The organism is Stenotrophomonas sp. SMYL20 (assembly GCF_036320045.1).
Taxonomy (GTDB): domain Bacteria; phylum Pseudomonadota; class Gammaproteobacteria; order Xanthomonadales; family Xanthomonadaceae; genus Stenotrophomonas; species Stenotrophomonas maltophilia_A.
This window is the reverse complement of the sequence record NZ_JAWIRT010000033.1, coordinates 13,793-39,673: the sequence shown is the minus strand read 5'-3', so window position 1 is coordinate 39,673 and position 25,881 is coordinate 13,793. Positions and strand designations below refer to the sequence as shown.

Below are 25,881 nucleotides of genomic sequence, written 5' to 3'. Positions count from 1 at the left end.
GGGGGGGTGCGCCCCGTGGGCCCGCAGGGCCCCGGCCGGCCCCCGCCCACCGGTCGGGCGCTACCCATGTGGCGGCGGACGCTGCCGGCCAGCGGCCGGCACATCGCACGGGTGGTACCGCCCGCTGGCCGGCAACCGGATCACTCAGGCCGCACGCGCCAACGCGTCCTTCGCTGCCGCCGTGGTCGACAGATCGAACACATCCACCGCATCGATCAACCGGTTCGCCTGTTGTTCCAGGCTGCGTGCGGCGGCACTGGCTTCCTCCACCAGCGCGGCGTTCTGCTGGGTGGTGCCATCCATCTGGATCACGGTCTGGCTGACCTGCTCGATACCCGCGCTCTGCTCCTGCGAGGCCGCCGAAATCTCGGCCATGATGTCGGTCACGCGCTGCACCGATGCCACGATCTCGGCCATGGTGTCACCGGCCTCGCGCACGCGCTGCGCGCCGTGGCCGACCTGCTCAACCGAGGCTTCGATCAACGCCTTGATCTCCTTCGCGGCCGCCGCCGAGCGCTGCGCCAGCGTGCGCACTTCACTGGCGACCACCGCGAAGCCGCGGCCCTGTTCGCCGGCCCGCGCGGCTTCCACTGCCGCGTTCAGCGCCAGGATGTTGGTCTGGAATGCGATGCCATCGATCACGCTGATGATCTCGGCGATCTGCCGTGACGAGGTCTCGATCGCACCCATCGTCGCCACCACCTGGCCGACCACGCTGCCGCCCTGCGAGGCGACCGTGTGCGCGCCGATCGCCAGCTGGTTGGCCTGGCGTGCATGCTCGGCGTTCTGGCGCACGGTGGAGGTCAGTTCTTCCATCGACGCGGCGGTTTCTTCCAGATTGGCCGCCTGCTGCTCGGTACGGCGCGACAGATCATTGTTGCCGGCGGCGATCTCTGCAGCCGCAGTGTGGATGTTGCCGGAGGCGTGCTTGATGTCGGTGACGATGGTCGCCAGCTGCGCGGCGGTGGTGTTGGCATCGCCGGCGATGCGCGCGAAAACGCCCTGGAAATCGCCATGCATGCGCGCGCCGAGGCGGCCATCGGCAATCGCGCGCAGCATGCTGGAGACCTCGCCGAGGTTCAGTTCGGTCGTCTGCATCAATCGGTTCAAGCCGTCGACCATCGCGCGGAAGTCATGCTCGAAGCGCGCGCTGTCGCCACGCTGGCCGAAGTCACCCATGGCAGCGGCTTCGGCCAGGCGGCGGATCTCGCCATTGATCATGCCGAGATTGACCTTGGCGGTATCCAGTGCGTCGGTGATCACTGCCTTCTCGCCGGGCAGGCGTTCCATGTCCTGGCTGAGGTCGCCGATGGCGTAACGGCCCATGATCGCAATCGCGCGCAGCTTTACCTGGATGTGCGCATCGACCAGCGCGTTGCTGTCGGCCACCATCGTGCCGAACGCGCCGGGGAAGGCACTGGCATCCATGCGGTGGCTGATGGTGCCGGCGTCATGCGCCTGTGCCATCGTGGCCTGTGCATCGAGCACACCGCGCAGCGTGGACTGCACCGCCTGCATGGCCTGCGCGAGGCGACCGATCTCATCGCGGCTGCGCACCTGCACAACATGCTGCAGATCACCGGCGGCCACTGCACGCGCAGCGGCTTCCACCGCCAGCACCGGCTGCACCACCGCACGCCGCAGCCACCAGCCCAGGCCCATCAGCAGCAGCACGGCGGCCAGCACGGTCAGCGCCGCGCACAGCAGCAGCGTCTGCCGCGCCTGCTGCGAACGGGCCGCTACCGCCGCTTCGGCCACCTGCGTGGCGTGCGTACTCAACGCATCCAGCGCGGTTGCCACCGGGCGGTCCTTGCCCCGCACGAGGTTGTCGCCGGCGGCGGGATCGTAGCTGGCCTCGGCGAACGCCTGCAGCGCCGCGTGATAGTCCTGCTGCAGCTGCGCGTGCAGGCCGATGAAGGCCTGCGCCAGTTCGCGCGTGCGTGCATCCGGGCTGCTGACCAGGCCCTTGGCCAGCTGCTCGACCAGACGACCCTCGCTGTCGAAGGCGTCCAGGTGGCGTTGGCGCAACGCGTCGTCGTGGCCGCGCAGCAGCACGTTCTTCCATTCCTGCACCTGGCCGCGGAACTCGCGCTGCAGGCGTTCGGCATCGCGGCTGTGCGCGACTTCGGGTGGAACCTCGGTGGACAACTTCAACCAGGCGGAGGCCAGGCCGGCCAGAGCGCACAGCAGGACCACAGCCAGACCAACAGAAACCGCGCCGAGCAGCTTGGACTGCAGGCGCGGAGCACGGACAGACGCATTCATGTGGAAGGACTCTCGGGAAGGGGCACTGCGGTATCGACCCGATGCGCACACCCTGAAGTGAGATGCGCATCACATTCGCGTTTCGTTTAGTGATGTGAAGGAGATGTTTCATAGGACAGATGTGTCCATATGGAACGAAAGCAGACCCTCGACAGAGGAATTAAATGTAACTAATGTTGTTACATGAAATCCGCGAACCCACTCTCCGACGCCCTGCACGTGATGGCGCACCTGGTCGGCCATACCGCCCCGCGCACGTCCGAACAGCTGGCGTCCTGCCTGCCGACCCATCCGGTGGTGATCCGTCGTCTGCTGGCACAGCTGCACAAGGCCGGCCTGGTGCGCAGCACCCGTGGTCACGGCGGCGGCAGTCAGCTGGCACGCGATGCCGCGGCGATCACCCTGCATGACATCTATCTGGCGGTGGGAGCACCGCCGCTGGTCCAGGTCGGCGCTCGCGATTCCGGCGGTGGCTGCCCGATCCAGCAGCTGGTCAACAGCGCCCTGCTCGAAGGCGCACGCGAGGCGCAGCGGCTGCTTGAGCAGCGCCTGCAGGCGACCACGCTGGACCAGCTCGGCGCCGACTTCGCCCGCCATCTTGCCCATCACCGTTCCCTGGAAGGTCACCATGAATCCTGATGTGCTCATCGTCGGCGGCAGCTACGCCGGCATTGCCGCCGGCCTGATCCTGGCCCGTGCCCGTCGCCCGGTCACCGTCATCGATGCCGGTTCACCGCGCAATCGTTTTGCCAGTCATTCGCACGGGGTGCTGGGGCTGGATGGCATCAGTGGCGCCGAGCTGCTGAAGACCGCGCGTCAGCAGCTGCTGGACTACCCCACGGTGCGTTGGGTGCATGCCGAAGTGGAGCACGCCCGCACCACCGCCGAAGGCGTGGAAGTGCGTACCGCCGATGGCCAGGTGCTGGCCGCGCGCAAGCTGCTGCTGGCCAGCGGCATCGCCGACCAGCTGCCGGAACTGCCCGGACTGGCCGAGCGCTGGGGCAGCACCGTGCTGCACTGCCCCTACTGCCACGGCTATGAAGTCGGTGGTGGTGCCATCGGCCTGCTCGGCGGCCATCCGATGTCCGCCAGCAAGGCGCCGCTGTTCGCCGATTGGGGCAATGTCACGTTCTTCAGCATGGGTCTGGAGATCACCGATGAGGAACGCGCCGCCATGCAGCAGCGCGGCGTGCACATCGAGACGTCACCCGTGCTGGGTGTGCAGGGCGATCAGCCGACCTGGCTGGAAGTGGAGCTGGCCGACGGTCGCCGCATCGCACAGCGTGCGCTGTTCGTGCCGGCCACCCAGGCGATGGCCACGCCGCTGGTGCAGCAGCTGGGGTGCACATTGGTCGAGAGCCCGCTGGGGGTGCTGATCGAGGTCGACATGATGAAGCAGACCTCGGTGCCGAACGTGTACGCCGCAGGCGATGCGACCACGGTCGGCAACATCACCCTGGCCACCGCCGAGGGCGTGCGTGCGGGGATCGGCGTGCATCATGCGCTGGTGGCCGAGGACAGCGTGCCGCGCTGACCCCCGACGCGACGTGCTGCTCTGGTAGATGCCGACCTTGGTCGGCGCCGTTTCATCCACGCATGGCGTGGAAGAGCAGTCGAGCAAGCTCGACTCTACGGATCCCGGGCATCCATTCGCCCGTGCCCGTCGAGCAGGTGCCGGCCTTGGCCGGCACCGTTCCATCATCCCTTCACGCACAGCACCTGGCGGAGCGTGTGCACCACGTCGACCAGGTCGAGCTGCGCCGCCATCACGTCGTCGATCGACTTGTACGCGGCCGGCGATTCATCCAGCACGCCGCTGTCCTTGCGGCATTCCACATGCGCGGTGGCCTCGCGGTGCTGGGCCAGCGTGATCTGCTGCCGCGCAGTGCCACGGCTCATCACCCGGCCGGCACCGTGGCTACAGCTGTGGAAGCTGTCCGCGTTGCCCTTGCCACGCACGATGTAGCTGCGCGTGCCCATGCTGCCGGGAATGATGCCCAGCTCGCCCTCGCGCGCACTGACCGCACCCTTGCGCGTCACCAGCAGCTCCTGGTCGTGGTGCGTCTCCTTCTGCACGTAGTTGTGATGGCAGTTCACCGCCATCGTTGCCAGTTGGAACTTCGGCAGGCGATGGCGCATCTCGGCCAGCACCCGCGACATCATTGCCTCGCGGTTGTGCCGGGCGTAGTCCTGCGCCCACGACACTGCTTCGACGTAGTCATCGAACAGCGGCTCGCCTTCCATGAAGAACGCCAGGTCCTTGTCTGGCAGGTGGAAGCCGAGCACACGGCGCGCAAGCTCTTCGCGCGCCTTCTCGATGAAGTAGGTGCCGATCAGGTTGCCGGTGCCGCGAGAACCGCTGTGCAGCATCACCCACACCGTGTCCGTCTCGTCCAGGCACAGTTCGATGAAGTGGTTGCCGCCGCCCAGCGTACCCAGCTGGCGGTCGAGCTTGTCGGTGCGGATCCTGCGGTGCTTGTCCTTGATGTTCTCCAGGCCGGCGGCCAGCCCGGACTGCACCAGCCGCGTATGGATGCTGTCGGGCATGCGGTGGTGCTCGCCGCCACGGCCGTTGCCGACCGGGATGCTGCGCTCGATGCTGTTGCGCAGCTGCCGCAGGTCATCGGGCAGGTCGTTGGCACGCAGCGTGGTACGCACCGCGGCCATGCCGCAGCCGATGTCGACGCCGACCGCGGCCGGGATGATCGCACCGCGGGTCGGGATCACCGAGCCCACGGTCGCGCCCTTGCCCAGGTGCACGTCCGGCATCACGGCCACCCACGGCCCGACGAACGGGATCGCGGCGATGTTGCGCAGCTGCTCATGCGCCTGCGCTTCCAGCGGCACACCGTTGACCCAGCCCTTGATCGGCGTGGTGCCCTCGGCGTGCAGCCATTGATAGTTGTGTTGAGTGTCCATGTCTTCGTGTTTGTCCTTGATGGGCCGGCGGCGCGTCCCTGCGCCGCCGCGACCCCTACCTGATCGTCACCAGCTGCTTCAGCACGCCATCCAGGCCGCCGAACACGGTGAGCTTGTCGATCTTCTCGGTGACCTTCTCCAGTGCCTCCAGCTCCTTCAAGCGCATCAGCACCGGGTTGTCCTCGATCAGCTTTGCGGTGTTGAGCTGCGAACGCGTGGCGTTGGCCTCTTCGCGACGGCGGATCACGCTGGCCTGGGCCTGCTTCTCGGCCAGCACCACACCGTTGAGGATCTCCTTCATCTCACCCGGCAGGATCACGTCCTTGATGCCCACGCCGAGCAGCCGCACGCCGTGGCCCTCGATCGCCGCCTGCACATGGGCGGCGATCTCGCCGTCCAGTGCCGCCTTGTCACCCAGCAGCTCGTCCAGGCTGCGCGCGGCAATCGCCTGGCGCAGGCCGAACTGCAGCTGCCGGTAGACGAACTCGTCGGCATTGCTGAGCGTTCGGTGTGCACGCACCGGGTCGACCACCTGCACGGTCGCGGCCAGGTTCACCCGCAGGGTCACCTTGTCGCGGCTGAGCAGTTCCTGGCCGGACACGTCCAGCGAACGCGCACGCAGCTCCACACGCTCCACCGACACGTTGCCGTTGAAGTTCCAGAACGCGTGCAGGCCGGCGTCCAGCGTCTGTCGCAGCGTGCCATCGATGAACAGCAGGCCGACCGACTCGCTTGGCACGGTGCTGATCACCGCCACACGCGGCAGCACGCCCAACTGGCCCAGGCGCTGCTGCACGTCCGCCGGAATGCGCGGCTCGTCACCCAGCGCCATCACGCGCACCTGGGTGTCGACCGAACCCCGCCAGTACAGACGGCGGCTGCCCGGCGGCAGCACTTCATCGATGCGGCCGTTGCGCAGCAACAGGCCGACCTCGCTGGCGCCGACGTTGGCCAGCACGAAGTGCGTGTCCAGCTCGGTGCCCAGCGCTTCGATCAGGCTGTCCTGGTCGCTGCCGGTATAGGCCGCGCCCTTCGATGCGGTGTGGATGTCCACGTGCGGGCGGCCGCCGAACGGCGACAGGCGGTGCACGCCCGGCAGCAGGATCTGCTGGAAACGACGGTTGCGATACACCAGGCCGCGCTCGCCGTCGCCGATCACGACCTTGATGGTCCAGAACATGGGAGTCTCTCCTTGTATGGCTCTGGTGGTTCGACCCGATGGAATGAATGCCATGACCCGGGCCGATCAGATCGTGGCAGGGCTGGCTGCACACCTTGTGCAGCTGGCGGAAGAGGGCGGCCATCGGGGAACGGTCCACGCGCGGAGCCTTCGGTGCACCGGCACTGCTGCCATCGTCGTTCCCGGCAGGCAGCACCGGTGCGGAACGTGGCTGGCAGTGGCGGCGGGCCGGGGCCCGGCGTGCGGTCCGTTGCCTTCCACGTTCCTGCCCGAAGGCGTTGTCCGTGGACGGCGGCGATGGCCGCTGGGGCTTGCGCCCCGGGTGTTGCTTCAAGTCATGACGTGACAGGTCATGTGGTTTGGAGTGGGAATCGAACCCACGACAGACGGATTACGGATCCGTTGCTCTGACCAAGCTGAGCTATCCAGTTGGGGACCGCGCGGAATCGAACCGCGTACCGGCGAACCGATGCCTGCTTCCAGCAGGCGATCCAGGCGATGGCATGTCCGAGACCTCCGGCATACGCCACGGCAACGCCGCGCGCACCAGCCCGTGGTGGAAACGGGACCGTTGGAGAATCGAGGGTGCAGGCCACCGACATTATCGCGAGCGATAATGTTTGGGTGCGATGCAGATAATGTCCAGGCGCTGCCGATCGCGCGAAGTAAATCCTTCGGCGGGGCGGGAAAAACCTGGGTCAGTGAGCGGCGGGTTGCCGCGCGGGGTGCAGTTCTGGCATCGCGGGTCCTTGTGCCGACGCAAACGAAAACGCCCCCGGGACTTGCGTTCCGAGGGCGTCGTCAAGCCTCGGAGATCGGGGTGGCCGATCTCCGCAGGGCGGGTATCAGGCCGTTGTCAGCTGGACTTCCTTGCCGAACGCGCGCGCCAGCACGTCCATGCGCAGGCATGGCAGCAGTTTGGCGATGGCGACGGAATGCGCGTTCAAGGGAAGTTTCCAGTGGTTGTTGAAACGAGGTGCGCACGATAAACCACGATTTACTCGCGCGCAACCATTTTGTTCAATTATTTTCTTCTTTACCGCGCAATGCCGGCCAGCGGCCGGCACTACCGGACTGTGGAATGCCGGCCAGCGGCCGGCACTACCGGGTCTCAAGCTTCCGTGCTGGCGGCATCCAGCTGCGCGACATCCTGCACGCTCAGCGACACGTTGGCTGCGGCCAGCAGATCGTGCAGCTGCTCGACGCTGGTGGCGCTGACGATCGGCGCGGTGATTGACGGCCGTGCGATCTGCCATGCCAGTGCGATCTGCGCGGCACTGGCGTTGTGCTTGCTGGCCACGTCATCCAGCGCCTGCAGGATGCGCAGGCCACGCGGATTCAGATAGCGCTTCACCACGTTCTCGCCACGTGCCGGGCTCTTGGCCGCATCGGCCGGCGTGCGGTATTTGCCGCTGAGGAAGCCGCTGGCCAGGGCGTAGTAGCCGATCACGCCGATCTGTTCGCGCTGCACCAGCGGTTCCAGCTCCTTCTCGTAGCCGGCGCGGTCGTACAGGTTGTACTCGGGCTGCAGGGTTTCGTAACGCGGCAGCTTGTAGTCGGTGGATACCTTCAGCGCATCGGCCAGGCGCGTGGCGCTGTAGTTGGACGCACCGATCGCACGCACCTTGCCGGCTTCGATCAGCCGGCCGAATGCGGCCAGGGTCGCTTCCAGCGGCGTTGACTCGTCATCCTCGTGGGCCTGGTACAGATCGATCACGTCGGTCTGCAGGCGGCGCAGCGAATCTTCCACTGCGGCATTGATGTTGTCCGGGGTCAGGCCGGGGCGTTCGGCCCACTTGGCCACCTTGGTCGCCAGCACCACCTTGTCGCGCTTGCCGCTGCGGGCGAACCACTTGCCGATCAACGTTTCCGATTCGCCGCCGGCATTGCCCGGCACCCACGCCGAATACACATCGGCGGTGTCGACCAGGTTGAAGCCGGCATCGACGAAGGCATCGAGCAGGGCGAAGCTGGCCTTCTCATCGGCGCTCCAGCCGAACACGTTGCCACCGAAGGCGAGCGGACGTACATGCAGGCCGGAACGGCCCAGTTCGCGGGTTGCCGTCATGGGCACGGACTCCTTGGGGGAAGTGCTCCAGAATAGAACGCGTTGTGTGACCGTGCTGCGGCGGTGACCACAAAACAGTGTTCCGCGATGCGCACGCAGCTAACGTTTTGTGAACACCTGGGACGCCGCGGCTGCTAGTCTCGCCGCATCTTCCGCTGGAGTCGCTCCGATGATGCCTGCTTCGTCCCTGCATGGTTGCCGCCTGCTGCTTGCTTCGGCCCTGCTTGCCGCTGTTCCCGCGTTCGCCGCACCGGCCACGGTGGCACCGGCGAAGATCCAGGTGTCACCGGCCATCGATGCGGCGGTGAAGGCGTCGACCCGTGATGCCAACAACGTCAAGCGCGATGGCTTCCGTCATCCGGCGCAGACGCTGTCGTTCTTCAAGGTGACGCCGGAAAAGACCGTCATCGAGATCACCCCCGGCAACGGCTGGTACTCGGAAATCCTGGCGCCGCTGCTGCAGGACAAGGGCCACTATGTTGCCGCCGTGGTCGACCCGATGGCGGTGCCCGAGGGCCGCGGCCGTGACTACCAGCAGCGCAGCCGCGACAGCCTGGAAAAGAAGTACGCCGGTGCGCCGGCACAGTTCGGCAAGACCGCCGTGGTCGCCTACGATCCGGCCAAGCCGGTGTTCGGCCCAGCCAGTTCAGCCGACGTGGTGCTGACCTTCCGCAACGTGCACAACTGGCGCAAGGCCGGCCAGGCGCAGGGCATGTTCCAGGGCTTCTTCAACGTGCTCAAGCCGGGCGGCGTGCTGGGCGTGGTCGAGCATCGCGCCAAGGCCGACGTGGCCGACGACGATGACACCGGCTATGTCGGCCAGCAGCAGGTGATTGCGATGGCCGAAGCCGCCGGCTTCAAGTTGGACGCGCGCAGCGAGGTCAATGCCAACCCGCGCGATACCAAGGACCACCCGAACGGCGTGTGGACGCTGCCACCGACCAACCAGCACGACAAGGCCGATGATGCGAAGTACCAGGCGATCGGCGAAAGCGACCGCATGACCCTGCGCTTCATCAAGCCGTAAGAGGGGTGCCGGTCAGGACGGCCGACATCGTTCCTGCTCGGCTCATCGCGCGTAGCGCGGCGCATGGCTGGTCCCAAGACCGGCCATGCGCCGGAATTCGATCGTATGCAAGGACATGAATTGTTGAAGAAGGTCTTTTACATCGCTGTCGCGGTGCTGGTGCTGGGGCGGTTGATCGATTTTGTGTTCTACGGTGGTCATGCCCACGATCTGATGGCGACGGTAGGGTTTGCCGTGCTGTTCGCGGGTGCCCTTCTGGAGGAACGTTCGCGCAGGGCCGACCCGCCGGCCGCAGGCCTGCGGCGGCGGGCCAATGTCATCGCCGCGTGCGGCATCGCACTGGTGCTGGGCTCGTTCCTGCTGGAATGGAAGGTTTTCGGCTGAGCCGGCCGAGATTGGGGCGGCAGGAAAGCGCAGCCGCAACCACGCTCACCGCGCGCAGCGCAACGTATGGCTGGCCCCAGGTCCGGCCATGCGCCGGAGTCCAATCGAACTCAAGGACATGGACCGTTGAAGAAGGTGCTGTATATCGTCATCGCGGTGCTGGTGCTGCCGCGGCTGTATGACTTTGTGTACCACGGTGGGCATGCTTACGACCTGCTGGGAGCGACGGGTTTTGCGGTGCTGTTCTTTGGCGGGGTGCTGGACGAACGCGCCCGCATGACCAGTCCGCCACCCGCGGCGCTGCGTCGCCGGGCCAATGTCGTCACGGCATGCGGTTTCGTGTTGGTGCTGGGGTCGTTCCTGCTGCAGTGGAAGGTATTCGGCTGAGCCCTTCGTGTTCGTGGTCGCAGGAAAGCGCAGCCGGGCATGGGCTATGCCGGCCGACTTGACCGGCACCTTTCGAGCCGCCGCACGCGGCATGGGACAATGCCCCACCCGCCGCCTGCCGTGCCCGCAATGCTGATCGCCTTCAACAAGCCCTTCAACGTGCTCTGCCAGTTCACCGACCGCAGCGTGCCGCCGCGGCCGACCCTGGCCGGGTTCGGCCTGCCGCCGCGCGTGTATGCCGCCGGTCGCCTGGACCATGACAGCGAAGGCCTGCTGCTGCTGACCGACAACGGTACGCTGGCGCACAAGCTGACCGACCCGAGGCACAAGGCTGACAAGACCTACTGGGTGCAGGTGGAAGGCATGCCCAGCGACGAACAGCTGCAACAGCTGCGCGACGGCGTGGTGCTCAATGACGGGCCGACCCTGCCGGCGAAGATCGAGCGCCTCGATCCGGCGCCGTCGCTGTGGACACGCGATCCGCCGGTGCGCTTCCGCAAGACCGTGCCTGACAGCTGGTTGGCGATCACGATCCGGGAAGGCCGCAACCGGCAGGTGCGGCGGATGACCGCGGCGGTGAACCTGCCGACGCTGCGGCTGGTCCGCGTGTCGATGGGGCCTTACCGGCTGGACGACCTGCAGCCGGGACAGTGGCTGCAGATCGGTTGATGCAGAAAGGGCCGGATACCTTCCGGTGTCCGGCCCTCATGTAGTGCCTTGGGGGTCAGCGCCCTTCCTGTGGAAAGGATCCGACCCCGGCAGGCTCAGGCGTCGCTGCCGATATCGCTGTGCTCGTCCACCACGGTGTCGTTGCGGCGGTCACGTGCGTTGATGCGCTGCGCCTGCCCATTCACCACGTGGCCATTGGCGGCCTTCTTCTTCTGCTGCTTGCGGTACAGCGCGTAGCCGAGCAGGCCTACACCGACCGCAGCGGCGGCCACGGCCACTGCCGGATTGCGGCGCACGAACTTGGTTGCGGCCTTGCCGCCGGTCTTCACTGCGCCGATGGCGGCGCCGGTCTTGATCCAGTCCGCATTGCGCAGGCTGCCACCGGCGCTCTTCAGGCCATCGCCGGCGGTGTGGGCCAGCTCCAGGGCGCGCTCCAGAGCGCGGTCGGTGATTACGGTCAGCTTGCTCATGCGGGGGTCCTTTGCCTCGGGTCGAAGTCCAGTGTCGCGTGTTGCCCGTAAACGGTATGTCAGTCGAGGTCACACGTGGCGTGACTTTACCGCAGCCATTCAGGATCAGGCAGGGTCCACAGCCGGCCCCACTGGTCAGGTCCCGCGCGGCTTGGCCCGATGGGTGGCCGTCGCCGTCCACGGGTCATCCGGCCACGGATGGCGCGGGTAGCGGCCCTTCATTTCCTTTTTCACTTCCGCGTAGGTGTTTTCCCAGAAATTGCGCAGGTCCTGGGTGACCTGCAGTGGGCGGCCACCGGGCGAGAGCAGGTGCAGGGTCAGCGGCACGCGGCCGTCGGCGATGCGCGGGGTGTCAGCCAGGCCGAACAGTTCCTGCAGCTTCACCGCCAGCACCGGCGGCAGCGGTTCGCCGCTCTCGCTGTCCAGCGCATAGGTGATCGGCCGCTCCAGCCCGGACGGCACCGTGATGCGGGTCGGCGCATGACGCTCGACCAGCTGACGCTGTGACCACTCCAGAGGCGACTTCAGCGCTTCGCCGAAGCTGGACTCGTCCAGCGCATCCAGGCGGCTCTTGCCGGCGAACGCGGGCTGCAGCCATTGCGCACGCGTGGCCAGCAGGGCGTCGTCGCTGCAGTCGGGCAGGCCGAGTTCGGGCATCCAGCGCCGCAGCGACTCCACGCGTGCCTGCCATTGGCGCAGGCCTTCGGTCCACGGCAGCGCCTGCAGGCCGAGTTCGGCCACCGCGTCGGTCAGCGCCTGTGCGGCGTGCTGCGGATCAACCCGCCCGGCCGAGCGGCTGTCCAGCACGATGCGGTCGAAACGGGTCTCGCGCAGTGCCACCAGGGCGCGACGCTCGCTGTCCCAGCGCACCACATCCTCGGTCACGAAGCGCTCCGGCCACGCCTTGCGCAGCTGGCCCTCGTCCACCGGTGCGGCACGCAGCAGCAGCGCGTCGCGTGCCTCGAAGCGCAGTTCACTGGCTACCAGCCACGGCTCGCCGCGCAGGTCGCTCAGATCGTGCAGGCGTGCGCTGCGACCATTGGCCAGCAGGTAGCGCAGCGGATCGCTGGGGTGCTGGACACCGATGCGGTCGGGGAACGCATGTGCGAGCAGATCCCCCAATTCGTGCGCCTCGATGCTGGCCGGCGGCGTGGCCTCGCAGCGCAGGCGGCGACGCCACTGCTTGGCGGCGGCATCGATCGCGGCCAGGCCGCTGCGGTTGGCGTCGCCCGGTGCGCGGCCATTGCGGAATGCCGCCAGCGCACGCCAACGCGCGGCCAGCGCATCACCGCCCTGGCGCAACGGATCGCGCGCCTCCAGCAGGGCGGCCAGATCGGCGGCCAGCGCCTGTGCGCGGGCATCGGGCGCGGCCAGCAGCATCGCCGCCATCCGCGGATGCGTGCCCAGCGCCAGCACACGGCGGCCAAGTGCGGTGATCGCACCGCTGCTGGACAGCGCGCCGAGCCGCTGCAGCAGTTCGCGGGCGGCACCCATCGGGCCGGCTGGTGGCGGATCGAGGAAGCGCAGGTCGCTGCTGCCCCAGGCGGCCAGTTCCAGCGCCAGTCCGGCCAGCTCGACCTGATCGATTTCGGCGCGGCGCTGCGGCTCCAGCCGCTGCGACTGCGGCCACAGCCGCCACGCCACGCCCTCGGCGACACGGCCGGCGCGGCCCGCGCGCTGGTCGGCCGATGCCTGCGCGATGGCCACCACGTCCAGCCGGGTGAAGCCGCTGTTGGGGTCGTAGCGCGGCTCGCGTGCCTGGCCGCTGTCGATCACCACGCGCACGCCCGGCAGCGTCACCGAGGACTCGGCCACGTTGGTGGCCAGCACCACACGCCGACGACCATCACTGGCCGCCTGCAGGACCCGCGCCTGCTGCTCCACCGGCAGTTCACCGTGCAGGGCCAGCACTTCAACACCCGCATCCAGCGATTCCTGCAGCCCGGCCTGCACCCGCGCGATCTCGCGCTGGCCGGGCAGGAATACCAGCAGGTCACCCGGGTGCTCGGCCAATGCCTGCTGCACCGCGCGGCGAACCTGCAGTTCCAGCGCCTCATCGCGGCGCGCCGGGAAATGGCTGATCGCCACCGGGTAGCTGCGGCCTTCGCTGCTCAGGCGCGGTGCATCGAGGAAGCGGGCCAGGCGCTCACCATCCAGCGTCGCCGACATCACCACCAGGCGCAGGTCATCGCGCAGCTGTGCCTGCACGTCCAACGCCAGCGCCAGGCCCAGATCGCCACTGAGGTGGCGTTCGTGGAATTCGTCGAACAGGATCGCGCCGACCTCTTCCAGCATCGGGTCGTCCTGCAGCATGCGGGTCAGGATGCCTTCGGTAACCACCTCGATGCGGGTGCGCGACGAGACCTTGTTCTCGAAGCGGATGCGGTAGCCGACCGTGCCGCCCACCTCCTCGCCCAGCTGCCGCGCCATGAACAGCGCGGCGCTGCGTGCGGCGACGCGGCGCGGTTCCAGCAGGATGATCTTCCGCCCCTGCAGCCACGGTGCATCGAGCAGCGCCAGTGGCACCTGGGTGGTCTTGCCGGCGCCGGGCGGCGCCTCCAGCACCAGCCGCGGCTGCGCGGCCAGATGCTGCTGGATCTGTGGCAGCAGCGGGGAGATAGGGAAGAGCGGGGCGTTCATGTGCAAAGGATAAGGGGCCACGGCAGCCGCAGGTACAATGCGCGGGCACTTTTCCCCCGCGATGACCATGCACCTGATCGATATCGGCGCCAACCTGACCCACGACTCCTTCGACCGTGACCGCGATGCCGTGCTGGACCGCGCACGGCAGGCCGGCGTGGTGCAGATGGTCATTACCGGTGCCAGCCGCGAGCACTCGCCACTGGCCCTGCAGCTGGCGCAGCAGCACCCGGGCTTCCTGTATGCGACCGCCGGCGTGCACCCGCACCATGCGGTGGAATACACCGAGGAATGCGATGCCGAGATGCGCGCGCTGCATGCCCACCCGGAAGTGGTGGCGGTGGGCGAGTGCGGACTGGACTACTTCCGTGACTTCTCGCCGCGCCCGGCCCAGCACCGCGCGTTCGAACGCCAGCTGCAGCTGGCCGCAGACAACGGCAAGCCGCTGTTCCTGCACCAGCGCGACGCGCATGCCGACTTCATGGCACAGATGAAGAACTTCGAAGGTCGCATCGGCCCGGCGGTGGTGCATTGCTTCACCGGTGAGCGTGACGAGCTGTTCGACTACCTGGACCAGGACTGGTACATCGGCATCACCGGCTGGCTGTGCGACGAGCGCCGTGGCGCGCACCTGCGCGAACTGGTGAAGAACATCCCGGCCAACCGCTTGATGATCGAGACCGACGCGCCGTACCTGCTGCCGCGCACGCTGAAGCCGATGCCGAAGGACCGCCGCAACGAACCGATGTTCCTCTCGCACATCGTGGAAGAACTGGCGCGTGACCGTGGCGAAGACGTGGCGGTGACCGCCGCGAATGCAACTGCCGCGACGCGTGCGTTCTTCCGCCTGCCGGACGCGGGTTGATTCCCTTCGTCGCGGCGACCCTGCGTCGTAGAGTCGCGGGGGGGGGGGGGGGGGGGGCGCCCCCCCCCCCCCCCCCGCCCCGCCAAGACGCGGGGGGGGGCGGGGGGCCGCGGCTCGGGGGGTGCGTGTCCCCGGGGGGGCCCGCCCCCCCCCACCCCCCCCCCCCCCCCCCTCGACTCTACAGAAGCGGTGGTAGCGCTGGGCCATGCCCGGCGAACGCGGCGGCCAGATCTTCCAATCCTTCCCGATACGTCGGAAACCGCGGCTCCCAGCCCAGCGCCTCGCGCGTACCGGTGCTGTCGATGCGCTTGCTGCTCTCGTAGAAGCGCCGCAGTGTCGGGCTCAGCGCGGGATCGTCCCAGGGCATGGCAGGTGGCATCGCAAACCCGCCCAGCTGCGCGGCGAAGGCCAGTACCTGCTGCGGCGGTGCCGGCTCGTCATCGGCTGGCAGATACAGCCCATCCACACACGGCCGCTGCATCGATGCGGTAACGACCGTTGCCAGGTCATCCACGTGCAGTCGGTTGAACACCAGCCCAGGACGCACTACGTGGCGCGCACGTCCCTGCGCCAGCTGCAACAGCGCATTGCGCCCCGGTCCGTACAGGCCGGGCAGGCGGAATACCGCCGAGGCGATACCGCGCTGCTCCGCCAGCGCACGCCACTGGTCCTCGGCGCGTCTGCGTTGCATGCCGGTCGTTTCAGTAGCATCGGCCACGCTGGTTTCGTTGACCCAGCCGCCGGCCCGATCGGCATAGACCGACGTGGATGACAGATAGCCCACCCAGCGAAGTGTTGGACTTTCCTGCAGTGCCGGCAGCAGCAGACGCAGTGCCGGGTCACCCTCGGCATCGGGCGGCACGCTGCACAGCACGGCCTCGGCCTGCGCGATCTCATCGAGCAGGGCGGGCGACGGTGGCATGTCAGCTCGCAGCTGATGGCGCGGCAGGCCATCGTGCGGTGCCGACGCCGGGTCGCGCACCGTGCCGGCCACGTGTACGCCCAACGCCCGCAGATGCGTAGCCAGCACGCACCCGCTCCAGCCCATGCCGAGGATCAGCACCCGCGCCGGCAGCGCGTTGGTCTGCAACGCGGCGCTCACGCGCTGCGCAGCGCCTGGTAGGCCTGCAGGCTGCTGTAGGCGACCTGCAGCAGCAAAGCTTCCTGGTCGGCCTTGCGCGCGCGCGCAAGCATGTCGCCGACGATCTGTTCTGCCTCCACCTGCTGGCCGGCTTCCAGATCGCGCAGCATCGAAGCCTTCAACGCAGAGCCGGCCTGGGTCAGGGTGCCGCGTGCGGTGTCCTGCGCAGCATCGGGAATCGGCTCACCGGCAGCTTCGGCCACGGCCAGGCATTCGTCGTACAGGCCACGCACGATCGCCTCGCCATCATCGGTGGCGACGATGCTGCCGATATCCGCGCGCAGCAGGCAGGTCGAGGCGGCCAGCGCGGTCAGGAAGGTGTATTTGATCCACTGTTCCTGGCCGATGTGCTCGCTGGCCAGGTGATCGAGGTTGGCCCGCGCGCAGGCGGCGGCGAAGGCACGCACGCGTTCGGAGATGGCACCGCCGTCGCGCTCGCCGAAGGTGAGCTTGGCCGGCTTGCCCAGGTGCAGCACGGCGCCGTCGGGGGCTTTGGTGGCGCTGATGAAGCATAGGCCACCGAGCACAGCGTCGCGGCCGAAGCGCAGGTCCAGCGCGTTGTAGTGATGCAGGCCGTTGAGGATCGGCAGCACGGTGGTGTTCGCGCCCACAGCCGGAGCGATGGCATCGATCGAGCTGTCCAGGTCGTAGGCCTTGCAGCTGAGGATGACCAGATCGAACGGCTTCTGCGCGGCCAATGCCGGGAGCGCATCGGCGGTGACGTGCTGCACCGGGAAACTGGCGTCGCCGAGCGGGCTGCGGATGACCAGACCATCGCGGTCCAGCTGGGCGGCGCGTGCGGGGCGCACCAGGAAGGTCACGTCCACGCCAGCCTGAGCCAGGCGACCGCCGAAGTAACCGCCGGTACCGCCGGCGCCGAGGATCAGGATGCGCATTGCACGTTCACCGTTTTCTGGGGAATCAGGAGTGCGATTGTGCCGGAGATTGCGGCCAACGGCGGAGCCCCTCGTGGTGGTTCGCGGAATGCACTGTTCATTGGGGTTGGCCGGGCGGGTAGGCCGCGCAGGGGACGCTGCAAGTACATCCATGTAAGCTCGGTCGCCGCATCCATGCGGCTCACGCCCCTGCGCAACCTACCCGCCCGGCCACGGACATGTTCCGGGTGCGGCCACCACGGAAGACAGATCAAAAGCGAAGGCGGAAGCGGGTCGCTCGCTGCGCTCGCTCGTGTAGAGCGGTGCTCAGGGTAGTTGTTCGCTGAAGTCTTCGGTGTAGCCCAATAGCAGTGTGGTGCGGTTGGCCAGCGTTGCAGCCAGTTGTGACCACGTGTCGTGCGTTCCGGCCGCGTAGACGCGCTGCAGGTCCGCGACCAACGCGCCCGCCTCTGCAGACGACGGTGCGCGGTCGCGCTGGAAACCGAGCCACGATGCGCCGAGTCCGAACAGACGGTAGTCGTAGCGCTCCTGCAGATGCCGGATCAGGGCGTGGTTCTGGAAGATGTCCCAGTCCGCGCTGAAGTAGCCGTTGGGCAGGGCGGCGATCAGCAGGTCATCACGGGTCACGGGCACCTGCTGCACGCAGACCGCGTCATCGATGATGAGATCAGGTGTCGCATTGGCAGCGACCAGCGCCTCGATGTCCTCGTCGCTGCACATCAACGTACCCGCCAACGCGGTCCACTGCAGCCGATGCGTGGAATGCTCAAGCTGCGCGACGACGTGCGCCAGCAACCGCTCGCGTGCCGCCAACGCATCTTCCGGCGTCGCCGGGTCTTCGTCCTCGTACAGCGCGATGCGCTCGTCGTCGGACGCGTGCATGCTGGTGTAGCGGCACTGGCCGACTTCGTCGAGCGTGCACAGATAACGATGAATGGGATCAGCCACGTGCAGCGAGGCCAGGCAATCCAGCACCTCATCCAGCATGGGCGAATCGCTCAGCAGGACATGGCTGAACGCATCGATCGGACCATCCGACACGGCCTTGTCCAACGCAATGGAAGTGATCTTCATCGCTACAGCCTAGCCGTAATCCGAAACGAAAAGAGCCAAGCATCGGCCTTACCGTGAACGCTCCATCCACGCATGGCGTGGATCTACCGTGTCGACCAAGGTCGACACCTACCAACAGCGGTCCATGCCGTTCCGACAGATCGCCGGAAACTGTCGAAGGCGGGGTGGGTACGGTTGCGGGGGCGTGAGCCGCATGGGCCCGAGGCATGCCTCGGGCGGGTTGGGCAGGACGCCCAACCCCGGTCTTGCCGTGTGCGCAGGAAAGCGCACACGAACAAGGGGCGACCGAGCTTACATGGGTGAGGGCGCTTTGCTTGCGAAGCACTGCTTCGCAAGCGCCCGAACGCACAGCCGCCAGCGGCTGGGCCGGGCCCCGGAGGGGGACTTGCAGCGTCCCCCGCAACCGGACCCACCCCGCCATCCCACGGATCGTCAGCTTATGCCGTTGAAGTTGAAGTTGACGTTGACGTTGACGTTGATTCGGCGGGTGCAGGGCCGCAGGCCCTGCAGGCACCCCTCAGCTGCGCATGCCCACGCCACGGCGCAGCAGCCACAGCGCCAGCGCCGTCAGCACCACCACGAATCCGATCATCAGCCCGTAGGCCACCGGCAGCGGCACATCGCTGCTGCCCAGCAGGCCATAGCGGAATGCATTGACCATGTAGAAGATCGGATTCGCGTGCGTGGCGGCCTCGGCCCAGCCCGGCAGCAGCTTCACCGAATAGAACACGCCACCCAGGTAAGTCAGCGGGGTCAGGATGAAGGTCGGCACGATCGCCACGTCATCGAACTTCTTCGCATACACCGCGTTGATGAAACCGGCCAGCGAGAAGATCGTCGCACCCAGGATCACCGTGGTCAGCATCACCAGCGGGTGCGGAATGCGCACCGGGGTGAAGAACATCGCGATGATCAGCACGATCACGCCCACCATCAGGCCGCGCAGCACCGCACCGGCCACGTAGCCCCACAGGATCACCCAGTTCGGCATCGGGCTGACCAGCAGCTCTTCCACGTGGCGGCCGAACTTGGCGCCGAAGAACGAGGAGCTGATGTTGCCGTAACTGTTCTGGATCACGCTCATCATCACCAGGCCCGGCACGATGAACTGCATGTAGGTGTAGCCGCCCATGTCCCCCACGCGCGACCCGATCAGGTTGCCGAAGATCAGGAAGTACAGGGTCATGGTGATCGCCGGCGGCACCAGGGTCTGGCCCCAGATGCGCATGATGCGGGCGACTTCGCGGCGCACGATGGTCATCAGTGCGACGCGGTTGCGCTGGCCGTCGGTCAGCTCGGTGGTGCTCATGCAGGCTTCTCCAGGTTGCCGGTGAGGCGCACGAACAGCTCCTCCAGGCGGTTGCTCTTGGTACGCATCGAACGTACACGGATACCGGACTCGTTGAGCGTGGCAAACACGCGGTTGAGGTCCATTGCGCGCGGCATGTCGATGTCCAGCGTGTGCGGGTCCGGTGCGGTCAGCGTCGCGCCCTCGATCACCGGCAGCTGCGCCGGCAGGTCACCGTCGATGTCCAGCAGGAAGCCTTCCACGTCCAGCTTGGCCAGCAGGGTGCGCATCGGCCCCTGCTCGACGATCTGGCCATGATTGATGATCGCCAGGTGGCGGCACAGGTACTCGGCTTCTTCCAGGTAGTGCGTGGTGAGGATGATCGTGGTGCCGGCGGCGTTGATCTCCTTCAGCACGCGCCACATGTCGCGGCGGATCTCGATGTCCACGCCGGCGGTCGGCTCGTCCAGGATCAGCAGGCGCGGGCGGGTCATCATCGCGCGGGCGATCATCAGCCGGCGCTTCATGCCACCGGACAGCGTACGGCTCATCACCTGTGCCTTTTCCCACAGGTGCGCCCGCTTCAGTTCCTCTTCGGCACGCTGCTCGGCTTCCTCGCGCGGCACGCCATAGAAACCGGCGTAGTTCACCAGGATGTCGAAGGGCTTTTCGAACAGGTTGAAGTTGATTTCCTGCGGCACCAGCCCGATCAGGCGCATGGTGGCGCTGCGGTTGCGCACCAGGTCGCTGCCGAACACTTCTACCTGGCCCTCGCTGAGGTTGACCAGGGAGCTGATGATGCCGATCAGGGTGGACTTGCCGGCACCGTTGGGGCCGAGCAGGGCGAAGAAGTCGCCCGGGGCCACTTCCAGGGAAACCCCCTTCAGGGCCTGGGTGCCGTTGTCATAGGTCTTGCGCAGGTCGCGCACGCGCAGGGCGGGCGCCGTATCGTTCTGGGATGCCAAGCTCGAAGCCTTCGCGCCCATGGGCTGGCGCTGGAGAGGGGCGGGGAGGGGCTATTATAGAAGACCCCGAGGGCTTGCCCCGGCTACACACTGTCCCGAAAAGTCGTGCCTGTTCAATTCCCCCTCAAGCTGGTCGGCTGCCGCATGCTGGCCCCGACCGTCGGCCACTACCAGTTCGTGCGTGACGATGGACAGCCGCTGGATTTCCAGCCCGGCCAGTTCATCCAGGTCCATTTCAGCTACGCAGACGGCACCGAAACCAAGCGCAGCTACTCGCTGGCGACCATCCACGACCACGCGCTGGGCCCGGGCGAGGCGGTGGATATCGCGGTCAGTTTCGTACCCGGCGGCGCCGCCACGGCCCTGTTCGAGGCGCTGGAGCAGGGCGGCCAGATCAGTGCGTCCGGCCCCTATGGCCGGTTCTGCCTGAATCCCGGTGATCACAACGCCCGCTACCTGCTGATCGCCACCGGTACTGGCGTTACCCCGTACCGCTCGATGCTGCCGCTGCTGGAAACGGCCATGGCCGAGCGCGGCGTGCAGATCGTGCTGCTGCAGGGCGCGCGCAGCCCGGGCGAGCTGCTGTATAGCGAAGATTTCTACAGCTTCGCCGAAAAACACCCGAACTTCCGTTATGTTCCATGCCTGTCGCGCGAACTGCCGGCCGATCCGCATCCAGACGTGCAGCACGGCTACGTGCAGCAGGCGCTGGCCGGCTTCACCCCGGACCCGGCCACTGACATCGCCTATCTGTGCGGCAACCCGGACATGGTCGATGCCTGTGCCGAACTGCTGAAGGCCGCTGGCCTGGGCAACCCGCAGATCCGCCGCGAGAAGTACGTCAGCAGCAAGTAAGCCTGCGTAGTGCCGGCCGCTGGCCGGCAACCGCATGGACTTAAGCCTGCGTAGTGCCGGCCGCTGGCCGGCAACCGCATGGACTCTGGTAGTGCCGGCCGCTGGCCGGCAACCCCATGAAACGGAGGCGGCATCACGCCGCCCCCGGTGTCCTGCCTCAGTACGCGATCCAGGCGTCGCGCCACGCATAGCCGGTGCCCGGACGATAGGCATCGGCATTGATGTTGCACCAGGCGCCTTCCGGGAACGGGCGGCAGGCATACAGCTTGCCGTCAGTGCCCTTCACCACGGTCTCGCCCGGCTTGTAGCTGCCGAGGCCGGCCGGGTACACGAAGTCGAAGTCGCCGCCCGGCGGATCGACCGGATCGATCGGGCCCGGACCGGGTACCTGGGTTTCCAGCTGGAAGCGGTTGCCCGGCTTCAGGTACACGCGGTTGTCGGTGGCCGAGGCGACCGGCGTGATCACGCCGTTCTTCATCACACCCACGCGCGCGTGCTGTGCGCTGGCGTTGACCTTGCGGGCCAGGGCCAGCGGCCACTGCGTCGGGCTGGTCTGGCCAGCGGCCAGTTTGGTTTCCACGCGCTCCAGGTCGTTGCCGTTGGCATTGAACACACGCAGGGTCACGGTGCTGTCCACGTCCAGTGCGCCATTGGCGGTCACCGCGCCGGCATCCTGCCACTGCGGCGGCGGAACCACGCCACCGCCACCTTCGAAGCGCACGTCCATGCAGGTGTAGAAGGCTTCCTGCGAATCCGAGCGCTGCCAGGTGTTGTAGATGATGTGCTGGCCAGTGCGCTTGGGCAGCGGGCAGTCCAGCTTGTAGACACCGCCTTCGGACAGCGGCACGTTGCCCAGGGTGCAGAATTCCTGCAGGTCGGCCCAGCGCAGCGGGCTGCCCGGCTGCCAACCGTCACGGGTGACGTAGAACTTCCACTCGCGGGTGGCGTGCGGCGCCGGCGCCAGGAATTCGAAGGTGTAGCGGCCACGCGAATCGGCGCGCACCGGCGTGGTCGGCCAGTCGCTGCGATTCAGATCGAGGCCGCGGTACTTGGGGATGCTGGCGCTGCACAGCTCGCCATCGCGCACCAGGTCGCGGTGGTTGCCATTGGCGTTGCCGTGGGCGATCGCGCTCCAGTCATAGAACGGCTGCGCGCCGCCGATGGCCTTGGCCGCGGCACAGGCCGGGTTGGTCGGGTTTTCCGGATTGCCTTCGTGGCACTGCTTCACGCGGCTGAGCGGCTTGGACATGGTGCCGTGGGCGAGGGCGCTGCCGGACAGGGCCAGGCCGGCAACGACGGACAGAGCGAGGACTGCCCGGTGGGACAGGTGCATGCAGGAACTCCTTTGCGAAGTGTGGGAAACCTCGCGCAGTCTTCACATGCAGGGCCGTCGGCAACATCGGACAAGTTTGAAATCGATGGCGGCTGTGTTCGATCTGCAACACGGTGCTCACTGTGCCGCCTTCCGGGCGAAAGGCGGTGCACTGTGCACCGCCTCCCGCATCACTGCCTCAGTACGCGATCCACGCATCACGCCAAGCCGCGCCGGCACCCGGCCGGTAGGCTTCGGCGTTGACGTTGCACCATGCACCTTCCGGGAACGGGCGGCAGGCATAAAGCTTGCCGTCGCCGCCCTTCACCACGGTCTGGCCCGGCACGTAGCTGCCGATTCCAGCGGGATACACGTGGTCAAAATCACCGCCCGGTGATGGCGTGCCGGGGTCGGGCACCTGGGTATCGAGCTGGAAGCGGTTGCCATCCTTCAGGTACACGCGGTTGGCGGTGGCCGAGGCCGTCGGTGTGATCACGCCATTGCTGAGCACGCCCACGCGTGCGTGCTGGGCGCTGGTATTGACCTTGCGGGCCAGCGCCAACGGCCACTGCGCGGCCGCAGTCTGGCCACTGGCCAGGGTCGCTTCCACGCGTTCGACATCATTGCCGTTGGCGTTGAACACGCGCAACGCCAGGGTGGTGCCGACCGGCAGCTCGCCGCGCGCGGTGACCGGGCCGGCATCCTGCCACTGCGCTGCGGGCGGGGTGCTGCCACCGCCTCCTTCAAAGCGCACGTCCATGCAGGTGTAGAACGCTTCGGTCGAATCCGAGCGCTGCCAGGTGTTGTAGATCACATGCTGGCCGCTGCGCTGTGGCAGCGTGCACTGCAGCTTGTAGGTGCCATCGGCCGACAGCGGCGTGTTGCCCAGCGTGCAGAACTCCTGCAGATCGGCCCAGCGCAGCGGGCTGCCCGGTTGCCAGCCGTCGCGGGTGACGAAGAAGCGCCAGTCACGCGTGGCGTGCGGCGCGGTCGCCTTGAACACGAAGGTGAACTTGCCGCTGGCGTCTGGCTGGATCGGTGTGGTCTGCCAGTCGCTGCGGTTAACATCCAGCCCGCGGAAGGTCGGGTTGTTGCCGCTGCACAGCTTGCCATCGGGCACCACGGCCTGGTGGTTGCCGTTGGCGTTGGCCTGGTTGATGCCGTTCCAGTCGTAGAACGCCTGCGAACCGCCCACCGCTTTCGCGGCGGCGCAGGCCGGGTTGGTCGGGTTCTCCGGATTGCCTTGGAAACAGGCATAGACGCGGCTGACCGGCGTGGTCATGGTGCCGTGGGCGAATGCGTTGCCGGCCAGGCACAGGCCCGCAGCGGCGAACGAGGTGGCCAGCAACAGCGGTGTGGATCGGAATGACATGGCGCTTCCTTGTGGTCGTCGAAAGAGAACGGTGACCGCAGGAGCTGCGCTGCACGGCGGACTTTCGGCGGCACCACGGCGAGTATCGAGTCGCGATGCAGACTGAGGAACCACGGAAGCGCCGATCCGTGACTGGGGGTGTGAAGCCCTTCCCGCCGGCTTCACGCGGGACTGAACGGATGCGTTGGCGATCACGTCTTCGGCGTGGCATCGATCACGTCGTGGAGATCCTGCTACGTCGCCGGCATACCCACTCGATCCGCTTGGCATGAGAAGCAGCCGTGGGCCGCGTTGTGCAGTTGCACGAAGGCCACGGCAGGGTCGGCAAACAGCGCGTCCAGCCGGGCGGCAACATCAGTGCCCGCGCTGATCTCTGCGGCCAGCATCAATGCAGCCTGGTCATAGGCGCGCAACGAGATCGTACGGCGCTGTACATAGGCGGGTACCTCACCCGGCGGCAGCACGCAGCGCGTTACGCCACGCTGCACGAAGATCGGGCCCGAGGCGTGATAGGGCGAGTGCAGCGGCAGGTGCACATGGGACAACAGCAGCAGCTCGCTGCCACTGGGCGGATCGCTCAGGCCGATCCGGCAGGGGTGTCCTCCTGTTTCGCCGGCCCAGCGACGCTGGATGCCCAGCGCAGCCAGCGCGGTGTCACTCTTCTCGAACAGGTGCTGGAAGGGGCGGTGGTCGAGGCCACCGAGGTACCACGCATGCATGGGCGTCTCCTTGGTTTTCCCCGGATTCTGCGCACGCACCGGCCGTCATGCTCGCCGTTTTCAGACCCGGCATCGCCATCGGGCCAGGCAGTGCCACGGGGATCGCACCGCAAGGCGCTAAGATGCGCGCGCCGCCCCGGCCGATGAGCGCCGCATGTCCCTGGATTTCCCCACCATCACCGTGCTTGGCTTCCTGCTCTGCATCGGCATCGCCGTGGGGTTCTCATTGCTGCTGGTGGTGCTGCGCGGGCAACCGGTGCTGCGCCTGTGGACCGCCAGCCTGTGGCTGCTGACCCTGGGCGTGACCCTGCTTGCGCTGCGCCCCTACCTACCGTTGGCGCCGGCCATACTGGCCGGGAATGCGGCGATGGCCGGTTGCGCGGTGCTGATGCTGCGCGGCGTGGCGCTGCATCTGGAACAGCCGCTGCCGCTGTGGCGGCCGTTGTTGATGGCAGCCGCGTTCATGGCCTGCATCTTCGCCTTCCTGGTGCTCTGGCCGGACCTGGGCGTGCGCCTGCAGGTGTTCAGTGTGTTCACGCTGCTGGTCGATGGCTGGATCGCATGGCTGCTGCTGCGGCATGCCCCCGTGCAGCAGCGCACCAGCTGCCGTCTGGCGGCGGCGGTGTTCCTGGCCGAGGCGGCACTGTACACGGTGCGCCTGTTCCTGCCGGTGGCGCCCGATGCCGGCGAGGACATCATGCGCACCGGCACGCCGATGTTCGTCACCTACATTGCCGGGGTGATGCTGGAGCTGGCGCGATGTTTCGCGATGGTACTGCTGCTGGTCGAGCGCATGCTGGTCGATCTGCGGCGTGCGGCACGCACCGATGGCCTGACCGGGCTGCTCAACCGCAGCGCGGTGCTGGCCGATGGCCAGGCGCAGTTGCAGCGGCTGCGTCGGCAGGGCCGGCCGCTGGCCCTGCTGCTGGTCGACGTCGATCACTTCAAGCAGATCAACGACCGCTGGGGCCACCTGGCCGGTGACCAGGTACTGCGTCACTTCGCTGCGCTGCTGCAGCATGGTTTGCAGGGCCACGACACGCTGCTGGGCCGCTACGGTGGCGAGGAGTTCGTGCTGGTGCTGGCCGGCAGCACACAGGGTGAAGCGATGGCGTGGGCCGCGGCGATCCGTACCGCTCTGCAGCAGAAGCCGGCGCGGCTGGGTACCGGGCCGGTGACGGTCACCGCCAGCATTGGCCTGGCCATGGACGACGGCCACGGCGACCTGTCCACGCTGTTGGCAGCGGCGGATGCGGCGCTGTACCGGGCCAAGGCCGCAGGCCGCGACCGCCTGGCCTGCGCCACGCCGGCGGAGATTTCGCGTCTGCCCATCGCCGACGACGCCGTGCCCGTGTAAGTTGAGTCACATCTTCCGCGGCAGCCCG

23 protein-coding genes and 1 tRNA gene are annotated in these 25,881 nt (G+C 67.4%); 9 read left to right on the top strand and 15 right to left on the bottom strand.

What is annotated here, in order from left to right:
- Positions 1-144: 144 nt before the first annotated feature.
- Positions 145-2,265 carry a methyl-accepting chemotaxis protein gene (locus V3B48_RS19350; protein ID WP_253143680.1) on the bottom strand — a complete coding sequence of 707 codons (2,121 nt, stop codon included), beginning with the start codon at positions 2,263-2,265 and terminating at the stop codon, positions 145-147.
- A gap of 183 nt (positions 2,266-2,448) precedes the next feature.
- On the opposite strand from V3B48_RS19350, the gene V3B48_RS19345 reads away from it, so the two are divergent.
- Both V3B48_RS19345 and V3B48_RS19340 read left to right on the top strand, forming a co-directional pair.
- Positions 2,449-2,904 carry an Rrf2 family transcriptional regulator gene (locus tag V3B48_RS19345; RefSeq protein WP_253143681.1) on the top strand — a complete coding sequence of 152 codons (456 nt, stop codon included), beginning with the start codon at positions 2,449-2,451 and terminating at the stop codon, positions 2,902-2,904.
- Positions 2,894-3,799 carry an NAD(P)/FAD-dependent oxidoreductase gene (locus V3B48_RS19340; RefSeq protein WP_049398662.1) on the top strand — a complete coding sequence of 302 codons (906 nt, stop codon included), beginning with the start codon at positions 2,894-2,896 and terminating at the stop codon, positions 3,797-3,799. The genes V3B48_RS19345 and V3B48_RS19340 overlap by 11 nt, the downstream gene beginning before the upstream one ends.
- 164 nt (positions 3,800-3,963) lie before the next feature.
- Here the strand turns inward: V3B48_RS19340 and V3B48_RS19335 are convergent, their stop codons facing one another.
- The 4 genes from V3B48_RS19335 to V3B48_RS19320 all read right to left on the bottom strand — a co-directional run bounded on the left by V3B48_RS19335 (position 3,964) and on the right by V3B48_RS19320 (position 8,432).
- Positions 3,964-5,184, bottom strand: a complete 1,221-nt coding sequence (locus tag V3B48_RS19335) for an RtcB family protein (RefSeq protein ID WP_285301508.1) — start codon at positions 5,182-5,184, stop codon at positions 3,964-3,966.
- A 55-nt stretch (positions 5,185-5,239) separates the two neighbouring features.
- The gene (locus tag V3B48_RS19330) at positions 5,240-6,364 is read right to left on the bottom strand and encodes a slipin family protein (RefSeq protein WP_049398660.1); all 1,125 of its coding nucleotides are present in this window, start codon (positions 6,362-6,364) and stop codon (positions 5,240-5,242) included.
- Positions 6,365-6,719: 355 nt separating this feature from the next.
- Positions 6,720-6,793: transfer RNA gene (locus V3B48_RS19325), tRNA-Thr, on the bottom strand.
- A 682-nt stretch (positions 6,794-7,475) separates the two neighbouring features.
- Complete coding sequence (locus V3B48_RS19320) at positions 7,476-8,432, bottom strand: aldo/keto reductase (RefSeq protein WP_049424161.1); 957 nt, start codon at positions 8,430-8,432, stop codon at positions 7,476-7,478.
- Positions 8,433-8,601: 169 nt separating this feature from the next.
- Between V3B48_RS19320 and V3B48_RS19315 the strand changes: the two genes are divergently transcribed.
- The 4 genes from V3B48_RS19315 to V3B48_RS19300 all read left to right on the top strand — a co-directional run bounded on the left by V3B48_RS19315 (position 8,602) and on the right by V3B48_RS19300 (position 10,899).
- Complete coding sequence (locus V3B48_RS19315; RefSeq protein WP_329894263.1) at positions 8,602-9,459, top strand: methyltransferase; 858 nt, start codon at positions 8,602-8,604, stop codon at positions 9,457-9,459.
- A gap of 63 nt (positions 9,460-9,522) precedes the next feature.
- Positions 9,523-9,843, top strand: coding sequence for a hypothetical protein (locus V3B48_RS19310; RefSeq protein ID WP_232528148.1), 321 nt, complete (start codon positions 9,523-9,525; stop codon positions 9,841-9,843).
- Between the two features lie 135 nt (positions 9,844-9,978).
- Positions 9,979-10,230 (top strand): hypothetical protein, encoded by a 252-nt coding sequence (locus V3B48_RS19305; protein WP_253143695.1) that lies wholly within the window; start codon positions 9,979-9,981, stop codon positions 10,228-10,230.
- 129 nt (positions 10,231-10,359) lie between these two features.
- The gene (locus V3B48_RS19300) at positions 10,360-10,899 is read left to right on the top strand and encodes a pseudouridine synthase (RefSeq protein WP_182267896.1); all 540 of its coding nucleotides are present in this window, start codon (positions 10,360-10,362) and stop codon (positions 10,897-10,899) included.
- 95 nt (positions 10,900-10,994) lie between these two features.
- Here the strand turns inward: V3B48_RS19300 and V3B48_RS19295 are convergent, their stop codons facing one another.
- Positions 10,995-11,369, bottom strand: a complete 375-nt coding sequence (locus tag V3B48_RS19295; RefSeq protein ID WP_019336760.1) for a hypothetical protein — start codon at positions 11,367-11,369, stop codon at positions 10,995-10,997.
- A gap of 135 nt (positions 11,370-11,504) precedes the next feature.
- Complete coding sequence (gene hrpB / locus V3B48_RS19290; RefSeq protein WP_329894262.1) at positions 11,505-14,009, bottom strand: ATP-dependent helicase HrpB; 2,505 nt, start codon at positions 14,007-14,009, stop codon at positions 11,505-11,507.
- A 67-nt stretch (positions 14,010-14,076) separates the two neighbouring features.
- Here hrpB and V3B48_RS19285 point away from each other — a divergent pair, with 67 nt between their 5' ends.
- On the top strand, positions 14,077-14,874 hold the full coding sequence (locus V3B48_RS19285; protein ID WP_032967280.1) for a TatD family hydrolase: 798 nt from the start codon (positions 14,077-14,079) through the stop codon (positions 14,872-14,874).
- 178 nt (positions 14,875-15,052) lie between these two features.
- Here the strand turns inward: V3B48_RS19285 and V3B48_RS19280 are convergent, their stop codons facing one another.
- The 5 genes from V3B48_RS19280 to V3B48_RS19260 form a co-directional block, all read right to left on the bottom strand.
- Entirely contained in the window at positions 15,053-15,922 is an 870-nt protein-coding gene (locus V3B48_RS19280) for an epimerase (RefSeq protein WP_329894264.1), read from the bottom strand.
- A gap of 50 nt (positions 15,923-15,972) precedes the next feature.
- The gene (gene panE / locus V3B48_RS19275) at positions 15,973-16,911 is read right to left on the bottom strand and encodes a 2-dehydropantoate 2-reductase (RefSeq protein ID WP_329894261.1); all 939 of its coding nucleotides are present in this window, start codon (positions 16,909-16,911) and stop codon (positions 15,973-15,975) included.
- A gap of 306 nt (positions 16,912-17,217) precedes the next feature.
- Positions 17,218-17,985, bottom strand: coding sequence for a hypothetical protein (locus V3B48_RS19270; protein WP_329894260.1), 768 nt, complete (start codon positions 17,983-17,985; stop codon positions 17,218-17,220).
- A gap of 517 nt (positions 17,986-18,502) precedes the next feature.
- Entirely contained in the window at positions 18,503-19,294 is a 792-nt protein-coding gene (locus tag V3B48_RS19265) for an ABC transporter permease (RefSeq protein ID WP_010482250.1), read from the bottom strand.
- Positions 19,291-20,259, bottom strand: a complete 969-nt coding sequence (locus V3B48_RS19260) for an ABC transporter ATP-binding protein (RefSeq protein WP_049400895.1) — start codon at positions 20,257-20,259, stop codon at positions 19,291-19,293. Before V3B48_RS19260 ends, V3B48_RS19265 begins: the two co-directional genes overlap by 4 nt.
- Before the next feature lie 84 nt (positions 20,260-20,343).
- Here V3B48_RS19260 and V3B48_RS19255 point away from each other — a divergent pair, with 84 nt between their 5' ends.
- Complete coding sequence (locus tag V3B48_RS19255; protein ID WP_080291795.1) at positions 20,344-21,093, top strand: ferredoxin--NADP reductase; 750 nt, start codon at positions 20,344-20,346, stop codon at positions 21,091-21,093.
- 157 nt (positions 21,094-21,250) lie between these two features.
- Here the strand turns inward: V3B48_RS19255 and V3B48_RS19250 are convergent, their stop codons facing one another.
- The 3 genes from V3B48_RS19250 to V3B48_RS19240 form a co-directional block, all read right to left on the bottom strand.
- Positions 21,251-22,426, bottom strand: coding sequence for a lytic polysaccharide monooxygenase (locus V3B48_RS19250; RefSeq protein WP_049400888.1), 1,176 nt, complete (start codon positions 22,424-22,426; stop codon positions 21,251-21,253).
- Between the two features lie 178 nt (positions 22,427-22,604).
- Positions 22,605-23,777 carry a lytic polysaccharide monooxygenase gene (locus V3B48_RS19245; RefSeq protein WP_182266894.1) on the bottom strand — a complete coding sequence of 391 codons (1,173 nt, stop codon included), beginning with the start codon at positions 23,775-23,777 and terminating at the stop codon, positions 22,605-22,607.
- Between the two features lie 233 nt (positions 23,778-24,010).
- Positions 24,011-24,496, bottom strand: a complete 486-nt coding sequence (locus V3B48_RS19240; RefSeq protein ID WP_329894259.1) for a DUF1203 domain-containing protein — start codon at positions 24,494-24,496, stop codon at positions 24,011-24,013.
- A gap of 154 nt (positions 24,497-24,650) precedes the next feature.
- On the opposite strand from V3B48_RS19240, the gene V3B48_RS19235 reads away from it, so the two are divergent.
- The gene (locus V3B48_RS19235) at positions 24,651-25,853 is read left to right on the top strand and encodes a GGDEF domain-containing protein (protein WP_329894258.1); all 1,203 of its coding nucleotides are present in this window, start codon (positions 24,651-24,653) and stop codon (positions 25,851-25,853) included.
- Positions 25,854-25,881: the final 28 nt, after the last annotated feature.